Source organism: Anaerovorax odorimutans DSM 5092, assembly GCF_000426305.1.
In the GTDB taxonomy this organism is placed as follows: domain Bacteria; phylum Bacillota; class Clostridia; order Peptostreptococcales; family Anaerovoracaceae; genus Anaerovorax; species Anaerovorax odorimutans.
Map to the genome: position 1 here is coordinate 37,407 of NZ_AUFC01000015.1, position 15,071 is coordinate 52,477.

10 protein-coding genes are annotated in these 15,071 nt (G+C 33.5%); 9 read left to right on the top strand and 1 reads right to left on the bottom strand.

Features of this window, described 5'->3' with window-relative positions; genetic code table 11:
* Positions 1-7: 7 nt before the first annotated feature.
* From K292_RS16280 to K292_RS0106770, 5 genes are read left to right on the top strand one after another with little or no spacing between them, the layout of a single operon-like run.
* Positions 8-1,318: a polysaccharide deacetylase family protein gene (locus K292_RS16280; RefSeq protein WP_051280452.1), complete on the top strand. Its 1,311-nt coding sequence runs from the start codon at positions 8-10 to the stop codon at positions 1,316-1,318.
* 18 nt (positions 1,319-1,336) lie between these two features.
* The gene (locus K292_RS17795) at positions 1,337-1,870 is read left to right on the top strand and encodes a GerMN domain-containing protein (RefSeq protein ID WP_027399200.1); all 534 of its coding nucleotides are present in this window, start codon (positions 1,337-1,339) and stop codon (positions 1,868-1,870) included.
* 11 nt (positions 1,871-1,881) lie between these two features.
* On the top strand, positions 1,882-2,436 hold the full coding sequence (locus K292_RS0106760; protein ID WP_027399201.1) for a M48 family metallopeptidase: 555 nt from the start codon (positions 1,882-1,884) through the stop codon (positions 2,434-2,436).
* On the top strand, positions 2,436-3,398 hold the full coding sequence (locus K292_RS0106765) for an ADP-ribosylglycohydrolase family protein (protein WP_027399202.1): 963 nt from the start codon (positions 2,436-2,438) through the stop codon (positions 3,396-3,398). The genes K292_RS0106760 and K292_RS0106765 overlap by 1 nt, the downstream gene beginning before the upstream one ends.
* Positions 3,399-3,440: 42 nt before the next feature.
* Positions 3,441-4,691 carry an adenosylhomocysteinase gene (locus K292_RS0106770; protein WP_330364934.1) on the top strand — a complete coding sequence of 417 codons (1,251 nt, stop codon included), beginning with the start codon at positions 3,441-3,443 and terminating at the stop codon, positions 4,689-4,691.
* 329 nt (positions 4,692-5,020) lie between these two features.
* Here the strand turns inward: K292_RS0106770 and gltX are convergent, their stop codons facing one another.
* Positions 5,021-6,664 carry a glutamate--tRNA ligase gene (gene gltX / locus K292_RS0106775; RefSeq protein ID WP_027399204.1) on the bottom strand — a complete coding sequence of 548 codons (1,644 nt, stop codon included), beginning with the start codon at positions 6,662-6,664 and terminating at the stop codon, positions 5,021-5,023.
* A 259-nt stretch (positions 6,665-6,923) separates the two neighbouring features.
* Here gltX and trhA point away from each other — a divergent pair, with 259 nt between their 5' ends.
* The 4 genes from trhA (at position 6,924) to K292_RS17800 (ending at position 15,020) form a co-directional block, all read left to right on the top strand.
* A complete protein-coding gene (gene trhA / locus K292_RS0106780; protein WP_027399205.1) occupies positions 6,924-7,574 on the top strand; it encodes a PAQR family membrane homeostasis protein TrhA in 651 nt (216 codons plus the stop codon).
* 240 nt (positions 7,575-7,814) lie between these two features.
* Positions 7,815-8,162 carry a four-helix bundle copper-binding protein gene (locus K292_RS0106785; RefSeq protein WP_027399206.1) on the top strand — a complete coding sequence of 116 codons (348 nt, stop codon included), beginning with the start codon at positions 7,815-7,817 and terminating at the stop codon, positions 8,160-8,162.
* A gap of 691 nt (positions 8,163-8,853) precedes the next feature.
* On the top strand, positions 8,854-9,564 hold the full coding sequence (locus K292_RS0106790; protein ID WP_027399207.1) for a hypothetical protein: 711 nt from the start codon (positions 8,854-8,856) through the stop codon (positions 9,562-9,564).
* A 104-nt stretch (positions 9,565-9,668) separates the two neighbouring features.
* Positions 9,669-15,020 carry an S-layer homology domain-containing protein gene (locus tag K292_RS17800; RefSeq protein WP_169515439.1) on the top strand — a complete coding sequence of 1,784 codons (5,352 nt, stop codon included), beginning with the start codon at positions 9,669-9,671 and terminating at the stop codon, positions 15,018-15,020.
* Positions 15,021-15,071: the final 51 nt, after the last annotated feature.

Below are 15,071 nucleotides of genomic sequence, written 5' to 3' on the forward strand. Positions count from 1 at the left end.
ACATGTTATGACTTGTGAAGTCAAAACAAAAGAAGATAAAGATAGAAATATAAAAAAACTATGTATAATTTTAGGTAGTTTAGTTATTGTAATTGCACTTGGATTTTTTATAGCAGAACAAGTGATAAACTCTGTAGCAGATGCAAGGGAAAAAGCAGAAATCAAGGCAAGAAATGAAAAACTCCAAACAGAACTAATTACCAAAGCAGAAAAACTTTACAAAGGTTATTATTATGATGAAGCTTTAGCATTATTAAATGAAAACATAAAATTGGAAAGTAAGGATGATGACAGAATTAAAGCCGAAATAGCTAAAATAGAAAATGCAAAATCATCTTTAGTTAAATATGAAGGTTCTGTAGAGCATGTATTTTTTCACAGTCTTATAATTTATCCCGAGCTGGCTTTTGACGACAAGGGTCATCCGGCAGAAGGGTATAATATGTGGATGACTACGGTGAGTGAATTTAAAAAAATGCTGCCGGAGTTATTAAAACGAGGATATGTACTTTATAAATTATCAGACTATATCGAAATGGATTCACAAAACAAGATTAAGTTAAAGGATATATATCTGCCGCCGGGCAAAATTCCCCTCGTAATATCTGTGGATGATGTAAATTATTATGAATATATGAAACTTGACGGATTTGCCGAAAAATTAGTATTGGATGACAAGGGAAGAGTTTCTACACAAGTAGTTACACCTGGTGGAGAAACGAAGATTACAAGAGACGGTGATGTTATACCTATATTAGACGATTATGTTGCTAAGCATCCTGAATTTTCGTGGCGAGGAGCAAAAGGAACAATTGCATTAACCGGCTATGAAGGTGCCTTGGGATATAGAATTACAGATAATTTACCTTCTGAAAAAGAGGATCAGCAAATGGTAAAGAAAATTGCTGATAAAATGAAAGAAAACGGCTGGCTTTTTGCTTGCCATAGCTATACTCATAACGGCTATTTTAGGACTGGTAAAGTGACAATGGCGCAGATGAGATCAGATATTGATGAATGGAAACAAAAAATAGAACCTTGGGTTGGTAAAACAAATATTTATATATCTCCTTTTGGTTATTGTCTTAATAACAATGACCCAAGATATAGATATATAATTGAGTCAGGATTTAATATTTTTTGTAATGTAGGAAATGAAAGAAAAATTATTGTGAACTCAGATAATATTATAATGCCAAGAGTAAATTTAGATGGATTTACAATGACAAACAGAAAAGAAGAAGTTAATCAGCATTATTTTAATGTGGATGATGTGATTGATACATCAAGACCATTAATTAATGATAAGTTAAATTAAACGAGGGGGAAAAGGGTAATGAAAAACAAAAAAATCTTATTAATTTTATTATGTTTCATAGTAGCTTTTAGTTTTATGGCATGTTCGCTTAAAGGAAAGGAAGCTGATGCCACAGAAAAAAAGAGCTATAGTGCTCAGCTGTATTTCATAAATGAGGAATATCTTCTCAATGGAGATGAGAGTTTAGACAAACTTGTAAAAGTTGACGTCTCTGAATTTAAAGCTTATGAAGGTGAGCAGTATTTGGATACAATTGATACTTATCTTCGCAGTGTACCAGACGGCGAAGGATATGAAACAATGATTAGTGATAATATTCAATTTAATGATATCAAAGTAAAAGAAGGAACTGCATATGTGGATTTAAAGAATGAAGGCTTAAACGGTGGCTCTTTAGAAGAAATGTTATTGATAAATCAAATAGTAGAAACACTAACTAATAGTTTTGATGAAATCGATCAAGTTCAATTTTTAGTAGACGGAGAAGTGGTAGAAAGCCTTATGGGACATATGGATACTACTAAACCGTTTAAAAGCACAATTAATGAGTAGAAGGAACTAAAATGATAGAATACCAATTGATTAGATCTAGAAGAAAAACATTATCTCTTTATGTGAAATCAAATGGAAATGTTGAAGTTAGAGCACCGTACAGCGTTAGCATAGATTATATTAATAATTTTGTAAACAAAAAATCAGCTTGGATTATAAACAGTAAAAAACGATTAGAGATTAAAAGGGAGAACAGACAGATAATTAAACTTTCGCAGGAAGAAGTGTTGCAATATAAAAATAAAGCAGAATCTTATTTAAGAACCCGTTGTGAATACTATTCAATGAGGATGGGAGTTAATTATAATAGGATTAGAGTAAATAAAGCTAAATCTAGATGGGGATCTTGCAGCGAAAAAGGTAATATTAATTTTACATACCGATTAATATTTGCTCCGAAGGAAGTAATTGATTATATTGTTGTACACGAATTAGCTCATTTGAAAGAAATGAATCATTCAAAAAGGTTTTGGCATGTTGTTAATGAGATTATGCCTGACTATAAGGAAAGATGCAAAGTTTTAAAAGATTTTCAAATGAAAGTTGAAATTGTGGAGGGTAAATAATGAAAATTAGCAAGGATTATTACAGAGGCTGTTTGTTAGGCGGAGTAGTAGGAGATGCAGAAGGTTATGGTGTTTATGAAGGTGAAAAAAAATTAATTTCAGATAATTCTCAGCTCACTTTTTTTACAGTGGATGGACTTATTTGGGCAGATCATAAAGCAAATAAAAGAGGGGTGTATGCTTATATCCCTTGCCTGTTTTATTCTTATCAAAAGTGGCTATACACGCAGACAGGAAGTTTTGCTGACAAAAATTATGATTTTTTATTTCCAAGTGAAATCCTTGAGTGTGAGGAATTGTTCGCAAGAAGAGGAGTAGGAAATACAAGTCTAGAATCCCTTGCGGGCAGTATAAATGGAAAATATGGAACTATTAAAAATAGAATAAATAACAGTAAAAGCTGTGGAGCAGTCATGAGAGCAGCACCTATTGGCATGTATTTTTGTAAAGATTCAAAGGAAGCTTACAACATGGGTTGTCAAGGCGGTGCCATTACACACGGTAATCCAAAAGGATTTCTACCAGCAGGCTTTTTAGCTTATATAATTTCAGATATATTAAAAGGTGAGGATATTGAATCATCAGCTATGGGGGCTTTAGCTGAATTAAAAAAGGACGATGAAAAAGGTGAGATATATGCTATCTTAAAGAAAGCAATCTTATTAGCAAAAAGTGATACAGATTGTCAAACGGCAATGGAGCAACTTGGGACAGGCTGGATTGGAAGTGAAGCCATGGCTTTAGCATTATATTGTTCTTTAAAATTTGAAAATGATTTTGAAATGGCAATAAACGTAGCATCACATTATTCAGGAAACAAGGATACTATATCATCAATTTGTGGGAATCTTTTGGGAGCACATCTTGGAAGTTTGGAAATTCCATATAAATGGGTACATGAAACAGAACTTACATATTTTGCGGTAACAGGAGCCGATAAATTACTAAATACAGTAAAATAAACAAAAACTATTTTATTATTTCACAGAAAAGGAGAAAAAATTATGATACAAAATGAAATCAGAGATATTAATTTAGCACCTTCTGGGAGACAAAAGATTGAGTGGGTTAGAAATAATATGCCTATTTTAAGAGGTTTAGAAGATGAATTTTTAAAGACAAAGCCTTTTGAGGGAATAAAAATCTCTTTATCTGTACATCTTGAGGCGAAGACGGCTTATTTATGTGAAGTTCTTGCATCCGGTGGAGCTGATATGTCAGTTACAGGAAGCAATGTTCTTTCCACACAAGATGATGTTGCGGCAGCTTTAGCAAAAGAAGGCATGAAGGTATATGCTTATCATGGCGCAACTCAGGAAGAATATGACAGACACATTGAAATGACACTTGAGCATAAACCAAATATAATAATAGACGATGGCGGAGATCTAGTAGGGCTGATTCATAATAAAAGACCTGACTTAGGAGAAGAAGTTTGGGGTGGCTGTGAGGAAACCACAACAGGAGTAATCAGATTAAAAGCCATGGAAAATGAAGGGATTTTAAAATTCCCAATGGTAGCTGTAAATGATGCGCAGTGCAAGCATATGTTTGATAATAGGTATGGAACAGGTCAATCTGTTTGGGACAGTATAATGAGAAATACAAATTTAATTGTTGCAGGAAAAACTGTAGTTGTTGCAGGATATGGCTGGTGCAGTAGAGGTATTGCAATGAGAGCGGCTGCTTTAGGTGCAAGTGTTATTGTAACTGAAATCAATCCTGTTAGGGCTATTGAAGCAAGGATGGATGGCTATGCTGTTATGACAATGAAAGAAGCAGCACCTCATGGAGATATATTCGTAGCTGCCACAGGTTGTAATAAAGTTATTACTATGGAGCATATGCTTACTATGAAGGAAAGAGCTATATTAACAAATGCAGGACACTTCAATGTTGAAATTGATATGGAATCAGTAGAAAAAGAAGCAATCGAGAAGAAAGAAACACGTAAAAATATAATGGGCTATAAATTGTCAAACGGTAAGTGGATAAATATTATAGCTGAAGGGAAGCTTGTTAACATTGCAGCAGCAGATGGTCATCCGGCAGAAATTATGGATATGAGTTTTGCGGTACAATGCTTATCAGCTTTATATATTAAGAATAATAAAGATAAATTAGAAAACAAAGTTATAGATGTTTCGGAAGAAATTGATGAAATTGTAGCAACAAGAAAATTAGCTGCATGGGGAATAGACATAGATAAACTTACAGAAGAGCAAGTAAAATATTTAAACAGTTGGAATTTATAAAAGAATAAAAAAATATTATAAAAAAAGTCCCCGCTGGCAAATGCCAGAGGGGCTTTTTAGGTTTTTACATTGTGTAGTAGTTTTAGCAACATGAATAGCTGTTGCAGTTACAGAAAATGATAACCAGTAGTAGAAAGAAGAATAATAAGCTGGTATCAATTCCTCCACAACCTCCGGAAAGGAGTCCACATCTGTCTGACATTATTAATCACCTGCTTCTTAAAAATTTTGTTTGTATTATAAAGTATGAAGTTAGAGCTAAAAAGGTGCTATTAATATAAAAATAAATTTTAAATTAAATATAAGAAAGCAAGCATAATTTTAAAATATTAGTTATTTATACAGCTTTTAATTCTTTCTCTTGTACGTTCTTCTCCAAGAATCTGCTGAATTTCCCAAATGTCAGGAGACATGGATCTTCCCATAAGTGCAATACGTATTACCGTACTTACATCACCGACATGACCTTTATACATATCAGGATTTTTCTTAAAATCTTTAGGCTTTTCCGCATATCCGTTAGATTTTGCTATTTCTCTGATTTTATTAAACCATTCATTTTGATCATCATTATGGTCGTAACTCTCTAAATATGCAGAGAGTATTGCATTATGATCTTCTAAAGTAATGTTCTCAGGATCTTTATCTTCTCTTTTAAAATAATCATCATAGAAGTAGCTGATAAATTCAAAGATTTGTTTTGCATAAATTAAATCTTTTCTAGGTTTTTTGCCTGATCTGCCTAAATCCAAAATTTTAGTTAAATAATCTTCGTTCCCTTTAAATAAGTTTTCTAATTCTGGTTCATGTTCTGAAGCCCACTTGATTAAAAATTGGCAAAGCTCAGAGGCAGGAATTTTTACTAAAACTTCTTTACTTATATCATTTAACTTGTCAAGATCAAATAATGTACCTGAATTACTCATTTTATCAGTTGTAAAATTAAATTCATCAATTGAGCTTTCTGGATTTTCGATTCTCCATTCTTCAAAGTTAGAATTTAAAATAGTCAAAAGATATTCTCTAACTGCCGCTGGATGATATCCTTCGCTTTTATAGTAATTTAAAGATAATTCAGGATCTTTTCTTTTTGAAAGCTTGCGTTTTGTTTCGCCTTCCATTTTCATTAATACTGTACTATGACAATAAGTAGGTAATTCCCAATTCATTGCGTTAAACAATGCAACATGTATCGGCAGAGATGAAAGCCATTCTTCTCCGCGAATTACATGAGTTGTTCTCATAAGGTGATCATCAACAACATGGGCAAAGTGGTAGGTTGGTATACCTGTTTTCTTTAAAATAACAACATCTAAATTATTTTCAGGCATAGAAAGAGTACCTCTTACACCGTCCTCTATTGAAAAATAATTTTCTAAGCTTCCTTCAGAGCGAAAACGTATTACGTATTGTTCTTTAGCATTAATTCTTTTTTCCACTTCTTCTAAGGAAAGATTTCTGTGTTTTGCCCATTTACCGTAAATTCCGGGAGTTAGTTTTTGGCTTTCTTGTTCTTCACGTATCTTTGTGATTTCATCTTCTGTAAGAAAACATGGGTAAGCTTGTCCCTTTTGTATCATTAGCTTTACAAAACATTGATAGATTTCACCACGCTTACTTTGATGATAAGGACCATAAGAGCCCTTTTCGCCAGATATAGTAGCACCTTCATCAAATTTCAAACCAAAGTAATCTAATGAAGAAATTACAGCTTCCACAGCGCCTTCCACTTCTCTTTTGTCATCAGTATCTTCAATTCTAAGATAAAAGATGCCATCGCTTAGATGTGCAAGCCTTTCATCTACAAAAGCACCATAAAGATTACCAAGGTGTATAAACCCTGTAGGACTTGGTCCTAGTCTTGTAACTTTTGCACCATCGGGAAGGTTTCTTTCAGGGTACCTTTCTTCGTATTCCTCAGGTTGTTTATTTATATTAGGAAAAAGCATATCTGCCAATTTATTATAGTCCATATTATCCTCCATTTGTTTTCATTCTTTTTATTATATAACGTCATTTGTATTGGTTCAATATATTGTTTACTAATTATAAATGAAAAATGATGATTCTTATGAAAAAAATGTTATAATAGTTTCTATGATTGAGACAGCGTTGCTGTAAAGTGGAAACTATTGAAACATGCTTGGAAGCTTGTGTCATGTTATAATGGTTTCTATGATTGAAACAGCGTTGCTGTAATTAATGATTTTTTAAAATTAGGGGGGATAAAAAATGACTTTAAAGATTGAGACCTTTAATGATCAAAGTAAAGGGGAAGAAATTTTTAATTCTATTAGCCACGGCTTAGGGGTACTATTTGCAGTTGCAGGTACGGTTTTACTTATTATAAGGGCTTGTTACATGGGTAGCGCAATTGATATAGTAAGCTTTTCCATATATGGATTCAGTTTAATTGAACTTTATACCATGTCATGCGTCTATCATGCTATAACAAATATAAGAGCCAAGAAAGTAATGCAGGTAATGGATCACTGTTCTGTTTTTATTTTAATATTAGGTACTTATACGCCTATATGTCTGTCTTTGCTAGGTGGAAAAATCGGATGGATATTATTTTTGGTAAATGCTTTTTTTACTATACTTGGAATTACTCTTAACGCTATTAGTGTAAGTAAATGGCATAAACTTTCGCTCATATGTTATTTAGCTATGGGATGGTCTATTATTGCTGCAATTAAACCACTTCTGAGTGTGATTAATTTCCAAGGTTTTATGCTATTACTTTTAGGAGGAATTTTATATTCTATAGGAGTTCTTTTTTACAGAGCTGCAAAACCACCATATATGCATGGGGTATGGCATTTATTTGTACTTGCAGGAAGCATATTTCATTATTTCTTTATTTACTTTTTTATTTTATAATCTAAACTATTTTACCTTACTCCAAAATCATTTAAAAATATATAAAATGAGTGGCAGCATAAAACTAAACATTTTAATAAGTATAAAATAACAGAATTTGCATTTGCTTTCGTGAAGAGGAATCTTTAATAAGGATAGATTATTTATTTTTATGCTGTAGCTTATTAAAGTATAAAAAATAATAACTTGTAAATAATATTTATACTAGTTTATTTTTTATAAAACAGGAGGTTATTATTTATGGGTAGAGTAACAAATAAAACAGATAATATGCAGTCATGTATAGATGTATGTGTAATATGCGCACAAGCATGCTATGAATGTTTTGATGCTTGTTTAAATGAAGAAGATGTTAAGGTAAGGATAAATTGCATCAAGACTTTAATTGAATGTGCAAGCCTTTGTCAACTTTCAATAGAAAATATGTCGATGAGTGGGCAATTTTCAAAAGAATATTGTGCTTTATGTGCTAATGTTTGTGAAAAGTGCGCACAAGAATGTGCAATGTTTAGTGAAAATCACTGTAAAAAGTGTTCGGAAATATGTAATGGATGCGCACAAGAATGTAGAAAAATGTCAATGATGTAGCATAATTAAGATGAATTAAAAATAAACAGTTAAAGATTACAATAGCAGAGATTGATATATAAAAATGTTATATGTCTTTCTCTGTTATATTTTTGCTATTGTGAAAAACTGGTGAAAGTTAAATGAAAAATTTTTTAAAAAATTAACTTTTATTATTGACAATAATTGCTAATGTATATATAATAAATTTGTCAACGGGTTAGTCAAAGCTAACCCATAAAAAATATGCAAAGGTTAGCGAAAGCTAACTTAAAAAAATGGACAATGGTTAGCCAATGCTAACCATAAATAAAAAAATAGGTTAGGAAAACTAACCTCTAAAACAGTAAAAAGTATTTATAAAGGACTAATTAAAAAATAATAGATTATATAAGGTAAAAAAGGGAGGGATGTTTTCTTATAATCCATCTTATTTCATAAAACTTTGTGTGTGTCTAAAAAAGGAGCCGTTCAAGTTTGTACTCCTTTTCATAAAACTTTTCGCTTATTTTTTCATCATTAATTTTTGGTGTACTTAAAAACTTGGGTTAGTGGGATTACACAGGTCATACAAGAAAGCAAAAACTGCATATTATCTGGGGGGTTAGAGAAAGTAGTTTTTGAAAACTTATTACAGTATGCTTAGGAATATTGATGAAAATATAATAAATTTTAAAAAGAAAGAATTTTAAAAAGAGAGGATTGATTTAAAATGAAAAAAACACTTTTTTCTAAAAAACTTACAACTTTATTTGCAGCGGGGGCACTAGTAGTGTGCATGGGTTCTCAGGCTTTTGCAGCATCGCTTACTACAGTGGAAATTTTACAACCGGATACACCTTACCAATCTTCAAATCCTAATAAAGTATATATGGATTATGACGATACAAGTGATTGGACTACAAGTGGTGACCATTTGGAAAAGATCGCTTGGAAGTTTTTTGATGATGTAGAAAATCCTGATATTACCACTGCGGGAAATTGCAGCATACAACAGTATGTGAATAATGATGATTCTAACAGATTGGAATATGCTTATAACTTTGATGCTGGTAATATTGATCAAAGCTTAGTGAATACCCAGCCTTATTATTTAGGTATTAAAGTAGATCAGTTATCAAATACTACAGATCTTATTGATATGGGTTGCAGAACTAAATTCCCAGTTGCTATGGATGTAACTGTTCACACTAACTTTACAAATGGCGAAAATGTTACCATCGCATATGCAGATGGTAGTTGTGATGGTTATACAAAACATAAGGCAACAAGCTGGAGCCAAGTACAAGACAACAACTACGGCGATCCTGACTACCTAGATGGATTTGCAAATACTTTTACAACTAGCAATGCTACTGTTGATGCAGATGGCAATGTTACATTTACAACATACCATGGAGGAGAATACTACATCTATAAGTAATAACCATATAGATGTAGTATAAAAAGTACAACCCCAGATAAAATTTTAAGGGGCAGAACTATATGTTCTGCCCTGTTTTATGGAATGTTGAAAGGAGTAAAATTTTGAAAAGCAAAAAAAGTAAAAGTATACGAAGAGTACTTTCGGCTATGCTCATATTTGCTATGATGTTCAGTGTGATGATGCCGGCTTCATACGCAGATGAAACTGGGTCAGCAGAAACAAATATACAAGAACAAACAGAATCCCTTGATAAAATTGTAGATAACGAGCAGACAGCTACAGATTCTGCCATAGAAACGGAGAGCTCGGAATCAGATGGCAAAGAACAGACGGATTCTGCTGCAGCAACAGCAGATGACAACGAGATCTCTTCAAATGACAAGGAAACAACTACAGATTCTGCCATAAAACCTGCAGCAACAGAAACGCAGATAAAACTTCTTGAAACAACTGCAGAAGAGACGGAACCTTCTACAGAAACTGCTGTATATTGGACTGATAATTTAACAGAAAAACCAGATGGCTTTACAGTTGGCGACGAAGGAAATGTTTCAATAAGCTCAGCAGAAGGGCTGGCATGGCTGGCGGTGTTGGTGCTAGGACTAAATGGGCAAGAAATTGATGACTTTGAAGGGAAAAACGTCACATTGACAGAAGACGTTGATTTATCAGGGAAACTTTGGACACCAATTGGTCGTTACGAAATAAAGACTATAGCCCCTCCATTCCCTCCAGTGTATCAGGATAATAGTACTCCTTTTAAAGGCAATTTTGATGGTAACAATCGTACTATTTCTGGTTTAAAGCTGGCTGATCTCCCTACAGAATATACGTATTATGGATTGTTTTCTCTGGTAAGAGATGGTAGCATTAAAAACCTATATCTTAAAGATGTAGATTTAGAAATAGAAAAAAAGAGTGGCACAAATAGATATGCAGCTGCTTTAGTAGGAGCAATGGAATCTTCAATAGTAGAAAGCTGCAATGTAAGAGGAAATCTTAAGGCCCCGAAAATATCTGGAATTGCCAATATATTGGACAAAGAAAGCAACATTTTAAAATGTTCGTTTAAAGGAAATCTATCCGCTGATCATAGTGCTTATGGAATAACAGACCAATGTGGTGACACAATAGACCAATGCTATGTGAGTGCTACAATATCTGGCGAAACTTCATATGGAATTTGTGGGCTTGTTTCCAAAGGGACGGTTTCTAATTGCTATACCGAAGGATCCTTAGATTCTACAGAAAATAACATTGGAGGTATTTGCGGTGAACTGAAAAGCGAAGGAACTATAGAAAATTGCTACTCCACAATGACTGTTAAAGGAAAGAACCACGTTGGAGGCATTGCAGGAACTGTAGCTTCTGGTACCAATATACGAGGCTGCGTGGCGCTAAATGACACCGTAACGGCAGAAGATGGAACTTACGTAGGACGTATAGTTGCCGACAAATCAACTTTTGTAACAGGAGAACTTAAAAAGAATTTCGCTTATACAGGGATGAAAGTATACTCTAAAGATGATGATGGAGAAGATACGCTTTATCTTATGGGCTTGCTTGATACTGAATGTATGGCAAGCGATAAACAGGGAGAAGACATAGCTGCAAACGATTTGGCAGAAGACTGGCCTGTTAAGGACTGGGATGAATCTGTTTGGAATTTTGAAAAGGGAAAGCTTCCTACTTTGAAAAATCTTTCTGATAAAATTACACAGATAGGTAACATTCCAAATTACATAAGTGCAGATTCTGAAAAAGATTGGGAGCTTACTGCATTTGACAAAGTTATTTTAGAAACACCTGAAGTAACAATCGGAACTCAGGCAAATTATGTAGCTGACCTACTTCCCAAGAAATTGTTTGCTACAAAGGATGGAACGACAGCAGTATCTATACCTGATGTTACATGGAAATCAGATGAATATAACGGAAATAAAGTAGGTGAATATACCTTTACGGCAGTTCTTCCCCTGGGCTATAAAGCAAATACAGACTTACCTACTATAAAAGTAAATGTAGTGCTTAAATATACTGTTAACTTTGATACTAATGGAGCAGATGAAATTGAAGATTTGGCAGCGGATAATAATAGTACGATAAATAAACCGAGCGATCCTATACGCGAAGGCTTTAACTTTGAAGGGTGGTATAAGGACGAAGAATGCAGCGTTCCTTGGGATTTTGAAAACGATAAGGTAACATCAACAATAACTCTTTACGCAAAGTGGTCTATTGTTGGAACTCCTGATTATATAGCATCAGAATCAGGAAACCAAACTTCAGAAGTATCTGAAATGGGATTTACCAATGCTTCTGTTGTAAAAATTTCTAGTGCTGTCGGTTATACAACATATGCTGTTGTAGTGAGTCAAAAAATTAATTTTTATATTCCTAAGGGAGAATATGTTATTACAGACAGCGGCGAGACGGTATCTTCACTTGCAGACAAAGGATATAAAATAGATCAGCTTACAGGATTTGGACAGACCCCACAAGAGCTAAGGTATAAAGGCAGTAACCGAGGGACAGAAGAAGAACCTCTTACCATTATGTCAAGATTTTTTACAGAAGATGCTTTAAATCTCGCTGAAGAACCTAAATCTGTAAGCTTAACCTTCCGTTTGTTAAGCTTAATTGCAGGATATGATACAGAAGGGGTTACAAACAACCATACACCTTATTATATGGTTGTTGAAGACAGAAATGAGTCCACAGGGAAACTGGAAGCTTCTTTTACTATCGACGGCAGTAGATTGAAGCCATGCTATCATGCAGGCTGGTTTAGATCGCCGAGAACCTACGGAATACTACTTAACCCATCAGATACACTGATAAAGGGTTACCTTGACACCCCTAGCGATATACTTAACACAACCTATCATACTCTGTATGTTTCAGATACCTATCCAGAAAGATATGAAGCTGCACTTGAAACGTTAAAAGCTGTAAGAGATGATGGAAACAAAGTTTTGATGATGCATACACAAACGCGAGATTTTCCGGGGCCTGTAACCTTTAAACTAGATGTAAGCAAATATTTTAATAATGGTGATACAGTAAATGTTAACTACTTACTTGGTGCAGGCAATGTTAATCTGTATCACGGACTATCACCTAAACCTACTGACGAGTATATGATGGCTCTTGAATCAACATATATTAAAAACAATACATCAGCAGAGGTAAAGGACGGATACATAACCTTTGATTTAAAAAATGGCGGTTATTTTGAGCTTGTGAAAGCAGAAAATGATACTCCAAGAACAAAGTATGCAGTAGAATTTATAACAAATTCGGATAAAGATGGGGAGATTTATCCAAGTACAATTTATCCTCAAATATTAGACTCTGAAACTGGATATATAGTTACCAAACCTGATGATCCTACAGAAGAAGGAAATACTTTTGATGGTTGGTATACCGACGAAGAACGAACTGAAGCATTTGATTTTGATACTCCAATCACAGATGACGTTATTCTCTATGCAAAATGGAGTAATGGGGGAGGTTCTTCTGAAGATGATCCGTCAGGCGGTGGTTCAGATAAACCAATTGAAGGAACTTATACAGTGGAATTTATCACAGGAAAGACTGAAAGTGGATATGATTCTGCAAAGATACCGTCACAAACTGTCAAGGAAGGAGAGAGAGCAACAGACCCTGCAGAAGACACTAACATTTGTCCTTTTGGATTTTATGATAGAGGAGATGGATATTTAGTTTTAGATTGGTACACAGACGAAGATTTAAAAAATAAATTCAGATTTTCTGATCCTATTACAAAAAGTACCAAACTTTATCCTGAATATCAAAGATATATATTAAAAGATGATGGAAAAACCGACGGCGGAAGCGGCAGTGAAAGTAATCCATATAAAGTAAAACTGGGAGATACAAAGCAATCAAAGATTGCATGGAAATTTTTCAATAAGTTAGCAAGCGGAGCTTTTAAAGGATACTATAAAGTATATGTTGAAAAGAATAATGATGGGGATGAGCTATTCTCATGGACTTTTAATAGTAATGATTTCAATTCTTGCGATGTAGCACAGCCTTATTATATATATATTGATACAGAAAAAGATGGAGATACTATTGAGCTTGAATTTGTAAACCGTACAGCTATTGAAGGTAAAGTCAAAATTTCTGTAGATATATCAAGCTATATAGAAAAAGGAGAGGTGGAAATTGAATATAAATCAGGTTCTTGCGATGGTAAAGTTGTGCACAGCAATGTGGAATCAGGTGACTGGGTACAAAGCCACCATAAACCAAAGTCATACTTTACAAATACTACAGCAACTGTAGAAGATGGCTACCTTACATTTGATATTACTCATGGAGGCACATATATAATAAAAAGTGACCAGTTGAAAGATGATGAGAATTCAACAGCATCTAATGACAGCAAAACTTTAAAAAAGGAAATTATAAAAGCAGGAGAAAAAATAGACACAGATAAGATTAAAAAAATTCTTGATGAAGGTAAAGCCTTGTTAATTGAGTCAGATAATGGAACCGTGTTATTTGATACAAAAGCATTAAAAGTATTAAAAGAAAAAAATAAGGGAGATATAGAAATCAATATAGATTTAGTAAAATCTGAAAATCTTTCCGAAAAACAGAAAAAACTTGTAGGAGATAAAGTATCAGACAGACCTATTTACAGTTTAACAGTAAAAACAGGCAATGAAAATATTACAAATTTTGGAGAAGGAGAAGTAACGGTTACTCTTCCATATGAACTAAAGGACAAAGAACAAACTTTAGGTGTTGTTATATGGTATATAAATGATTCGGGCGAAATAGTTGATATGCCTTGTGATTATGACATTAAAAATAAAGAAGCAACCTTTACTACAAACCATTTTTCTTATTATGCAGTAGGATATGATAAGAGCTTAGAATGGAATAACCCATTTACTGATGTTAAGGAAACGGATTGGTTCTTTAAAGCTGTAGCTAATATAAATAGAAAAGGCTTGATGAGCGGAGTATCAAAGACTCAATTTAAGCCAAATGACAATACTACAAGAGCTATGCTTGTAACAATTTTATATCGTATGGAAAATTCTCCGGATATTGATAATAATGCTGCGTTTAAAGATATATCAAATTCATCTTGGTATGCAGATTCAGTAAGCTGGGCGGTAAAAAATAATATTGTTAACGGTTACAGCCAACGTACATTTGCACCTAATGACCCCATAACTCGTGAACAGTTGGTTTCTGTATTATATCGTTATAAAAAAATGAAAAATGCAGATATGTCAGCAAATGGGAATACGAAAGATTTTAAAGATGCATCTTTAATTTCATCATGGGCTTCTGACAGTATAAAGTGGGCTTTAGGAGCAGAAGTTTTAACCGGTAAAGGCAATGGAAATTTAGATCCAAAGGGCAATGCTACAAGAGCAGAAGTTGCAGCTTTAATAGAAAGGATATAAAAAGAGAGTAAAGAATAAATTGAAAACAAAATAAATAATAAAAGTATTAGT